This window comes from Streptomyces sp. URMC 126 (assembly GCF_051386555.1).
Lineage (GTDB): Bacteria > Actinomycetota > Actinomycetes > Streptomycetales > Streptomycetaceae > Streptomyces.
Map to the genome: position 1 here is coordinate 1 of NZ_JBPQTX010000438.1, position 4653 is coordinate 4653.

The 4653-nt window shown below is 76.5% G+C and carries 2 protein-coding genes and 1 pseudogene; 1 reads left to right on the forward strand and 2 read right to left on the reverse strand.

The window, feature by feature from the left end:
* Nucleotides 1–993 precede the first annotated feature (993 nt).
* Together ACSNOK_RS30855 and iolC are read right to left on the reverse strand one after the other, a co-directional pair.
* Nucleotides 994–1959, reverse strand: a complete 966-nt coding sequence (locus ACSNOK_RS30855; protein WP_436784100.1) for a Cgl0159 family (beta/alpha)8-fold protein — start codon at nt 1957–1959, stop codon at nt 994–996.
* Between the two features lie 520 nt (nt 1960–2479).
* Nucleotides 2480–3494: pseudogene (gene iolC, locus ACSNOK_RS30860) on the reverse strand (5-dehydro-2-deoxygluconokinase); the annotation flags it as partial.
* Between the two features lie 190 nt (nt 3495–3684).
* On the opposite strand from iolC, the gene ACSNOK_RS30865 reads away from it, so the two are divergent.
* Complete coding sequence (locus tag ACSNOK_RS30865) at nt 3685–4578, forward strand: sugar phosphate isomerase/epimerase family protein (protein ID WP_436784101.1); 894 nt, start codon at nt 3685–3687, stop codon at nt 4576–4578.
* Nucleotides 4579–4653: the final 75 nt, after the last annotated feature.

A 4653-nucleotide genomic window follows, 5' to 3' on the forward strand; every position in this document is an offset into this window, starting at 1 on the left:
CCTGGGTCCGGCGCCGAAGCCTTCCGGGCCGCGTGCGGCGCGGGAGCCTTCCGGGTCGCGGGCGGGACGGGTCCCGTCCCGGGCCGCGTGCGGCGTGTGTGGCGCCCGGACCGCTTCCGGCGCGGGTCCCATCTGGACCGCGTGCGGGACGGGAGCCACCCACCCTGGGGTCCGGCACGGAAGCCGTCCGGGCCGTGGGCGGCGCGGAAGCCTTCCGGATCGTGAGCGGACGGGTCCCGTCCGGGCCGCGTGCGGCGCGTGTGCCGCCCGGACCGCTTCCGGCGCGGGTCCCATACGAACCGCGTGCGGGACAGGAGCCGCCCACCCTGGGTCCGGCGCCGAAGCCGTCCGGGCCGTGGGCGGCGCGGGAGCCGTCCGGACCGCGTGCGGGACGGGTCCCGTACGGATCGCATGCGGCGCGGGTCCCATCTGGACCGCGTGCGGGACGGGAGCCACCCACCCCGGGGCCCGGCACGGAAGCCTTCCGGGCCGTGGGCGGCGCGAGAGCCGTCCGGACCGGGTCCGGCGCGTGTGCCGCCCGGACCGCCTCCGGCGCGGGTCCCATCTGGACCGCGTGCGGGACGGGAGCTACCCACCCCGGGGCCCGACACGGAAGCCCTCCGGGCCGTGGGCGGCACGGGAGCCGTCCGGGCCGAGTCCGGCGCGTGTGCCGCTCGGGCCGCCTCCGGCGCGGGTCCCGTACGGATCGCATGCGGCGCGGGAGCCACCCGCCCCGGGGCCCGGCACGGGAGCCGTCCGGACCGCCTTCGGCGCGGCTCCCGTCCGGACCGCGTGCGGGACGGGAGCCGCCCATCCCGGGGCCCGGCACGGGAGCCGTCCGGACCACGTGCGGGACGGATCCCGTCCGGATCGCATGCGGCGCGGGAGCCACCCACCCCGGGGCCCGGCACGGAAGCCGCCCATACCGCGCCCGGCGCGGGAGCCGTCCCGGCCGAGTCCGGCACGGGAGCCGTCCGGGCCGAGTCCGCGTCCTCACCGCAGCATTCCCGCCACCCGGTCCACCGCCTTCGCCACGTCACCGTCCGGCGGATAGAGCAGTGCCCGTCCCGCCACCATCCCCCGCACCCCGGGCAAGCGCAGCACCGCGTCCCACCGCTCGTACGCCCGCTCGGCGTCGGCGGGGCGGCGGCCCGCGTCCCCGCCGAGCAGCACGACGGGGAGGGTCGTCGCCCGGAGCACCCGGGCCATGGCGGTGGGGTCGTCGGTGACGGGGACCTTGAGCCAGGTGTAGGCGGAGGTGGCGCCGAGGCCGGAGGCGATGGTGAGGGAGGTGATGACGGCCTCGGCGGTGAGGTCATTGCGGAGCGGACCACGGAGACCACCGAGACCGGCGGGGCCACCAAGGCCACCGACACCGCCGAGGGCGCCGACACCGCCGGGCCCGCCCCCGTCCCGCCGGCACAGGAACGGCTCGACGAAGACCGGCAGCCGATGCGCGGCCATCGCGTCGACGGCCCGGGCCGCGGACTCCAGCGTGCGCAGCGAGCCGGGGTCGCCCGGGTCGATCCGGAGCAGCAGCTTCCCGGCGTCGAAGCCGCGCCGGGCGAGGTCCTCGGCGCTCGGGCCGGTGAAGCGGTCGTCGAGCTCGAAGGCGGCGCCGGAGAGGCCGCCCCGGTTCATGGACCCCATGACGACCTTGCCGTCCAAGGCGCCGAGCAGCAGCAGGTCGTCGAGGATGTCGGCGGTGGCGAGCACGCCGTCCACGCCGGGCCGGGAAAGGGCGACGCACAGGCGTTCCAGCAGGTCGGCGCGGTCGGCCATGGCCAGGCGGCAGCCGCCGGCGGACAGGGCGCCACGCGCGGTGTGGTCGGCGGCGACGACCAGCAGCCGGCCAGAGGGCCCGAGCAGCGGGCGGCGCGGGCGGCGGGCGGCGGCCTCCGCGACGGCCTCGGGGTGGCGGCTGCGGACGGTGGTGAGGTCGGCGATGCGCACGGTCACGGACGTCCGTCCCCTCCGGCGACGGGTCGTTCGCCTCCCTCGACCACGGATCGTTTACTCCCCTCGGCCGGGCGGCGTTCACGCCCTCCGGCCGAGGACCGTTGGGCTCCCCCAGCCAAGGGCCGTTCGCCTCCCCCAGCCGCGGGTCGTTCACCTCCTCCAGCCGAGGAGCGTTCGACTCTCCCGGCCGAGGACCGCTCGCACCCCTCAGCCGAGGCCCGCTCGACTCCCCCAGCCGCGAACCCTTCACCTCCCCCAGCCGAGGACCGCCCGCCTCCCCCGGCCGCAGGTCGTTCACCTCCTCCAACCGAGGAGCGTTCGACTCTCCCGGCCGAGGACCGCTCGCGCCCCTCGGCCGAGGCCTGTTCGACTCTCCCGGCCGGGGACCGCTCGCGCCCCTCGGCCGAGGCCTGTTCGACTCCCCCGGCCGGGGACCGCTCGCGCCCCTCAGCCGAGGCCCGTTCGACTCCCCCAGCCAAGGCCCGCTCGCCTCCCCCGGCCGCGCTCCGGCCCCCCGTCGCGTCCCCCGCCAGCAGCGCCTCCACCTCCTCCGGCCACGGCATCGCCGAGGAGCAGGCGAGGCGGGAGGCGACGAGGGCGCCGGCGGCGTTGGCGTAGCGGAGGGCGTCCGCGAGGGGGCGGCCGGCGAGGAGGCCGTGGCAGAGCGCGCCGCCGAACGCGTCGCCCGCGCCGAGTCCGTTGAGGACCTTGACCGGGACGGCCGGCACGTCGGCGCGGGTGCCGTCGCGGTGGAGGGCGAGGACGCCCTCGGGTCCCCGTTTGACGACGGCGAGTTCGACGCCCGTGGCGAGCAACGCCCGGGCGGCGGCTTCCGGTTCACGCTCGCCGGTGGCGACCTCGCACTCGTCGAGGTTGCCGACGGCGACCGTCGCGTGCCGCAAGGCCGCCGCGTAGTGCGGGCGCGCGGCGGCGGCCGCGGCGGCGCCCGTCCGCCCGCCCGCGCCGGAGGCGCCGCCCTCACCGCCCCAGAACAACGGCCGCCAGTCGAGGTCGAAGACCGTGATGTCGCAGCGGTCGCGGGCCGCGAGCGCGGCGAGCGTCGCGGCCCGGCTGGGCTCCTCGCACAGGCCCGTGCCGGTGGTCCAGAGGACGCGGGCGGCGCGGATCGCCGCAAAGTCCAGCTCCTCGGGGCGGATCTCCAGGTCGGGCGCCTTGGGACGGCGGTAGAAGTAGAGCGGGAAGTCGTCCGGCGGGAAGATCTCGCAGAAGGTGACGGGCGTCGGGTAGGCGGGAACGGGCGTCACCCAGCGGTCGTCGACGCCGAACCCGCGGAGTTCGGAGTGCAGGTAGGCGCCGAACGGGTCGGCGCCGGTGCGGCTCACCAGCGCCGTGCGGCGGCCGAGCCGGGCGGCGGCGACTGCCACGTTGGCCGCCGAGCCGCCGAGGAACTTCCCGAAGGTGTCCGCCTCCGCCAGCGGGACGCCGGCCCGGAGCGGATAGAGGTCCACGCCGAGCCGGCCCATGGCGATCAGGTCGTAGGCGTGGGAGGGCTGCGGTCCGTCCGGCTCGCTCATGGGGTCAGGTGTAACCGGGCCCGCCGAACCCTGTCAAGGAATTGTCCTTACATATTGACGTCCTCCTGTGATCCTCCTGTGCTCTCCAAGCGGATTGACGTTACGTCCGTATGTCCTGTCGAAGCCTTGACACCCCCTCACCGGCCCTGGAAGCTACGGACATCCCCACCCCGTCTGGGAGGAGAGCCGCATGCTCGACCGGATCCGCGTCGGTTCGGCGCCCGACTCCTGGGGCGTCTGGTTCGCCGACGATCCCGCGCAGGTGCCCTGGCGGCGGTTCCTGGACGAGGTCGCCGACGCGGGCTACCGCTGGATCGAGCTCGGCCCGTACGGCTACCTCCCGACCGACCCCGCCCGGCTGCGCGACGAGACCGCCCGGCGCGGCCTGAGCGTCTCGGCCGGAACGGTCTTCACCGCCCTGCACCGCGGCCCGGCCGTCTGGGACGCGACCTGGGAGCAGGTCTCCCGGGTCGCCGCCCTCGCCCGCGACACCGGCGCCCGCCACCTCGTCGTCATCCCGTCCTTCTGGCGCGACGACCGGACCGCCGAACGCCTGGAGGACCCCGAGCTGACGCCCGAACAGTGGCGCCTGCTCGCCGCCGGCACGGAGCGGCTCGCCCGGGAGGTCCGGGACGCGTACGGGCTGGAGATCGTCGTCCATCCGCACGCCGACACGCACATCGACACCGAGGAGCACGTCGCGCGCTTCCTCGACGCGACCGATCCGGAGCTGGTGCGGCTGTGCCTGGACACCGGGCACTACGCCTACTGCGGCGGCGACAGCGTCCGGCTCATCGAGACGTACGGGGAGCGGATCGGCTACCTCCACCTGAAGCAGGTGGATCCCGACGTGCTCGCCGACGTCGTCGCGCGCGGCACGGCGTTCGGGCCGGCGGTGCGGCAGGGGGTGATGTGCGAGCCGCCTCGCGGGGTGCCCGCGCTACCGCCCGTCCTGGCGGCGGCCTCCCGGCTCGACGCCGACCTGTTCGCGATCGTCGAGCAGGACATGTACCCCTGCGCGCCGGACGCGCCGCTGCCCATCGCGCGGCGTACGCGCGCGTACCTGCGCTCGTGCGGCGCGTAGCGCCGCGTGTTCCGGCCCCTGCCCCGCCCTTTCACCGTTTCTCGCGGGGGCGAGCCCCCGCGAGAAACGGTGAAA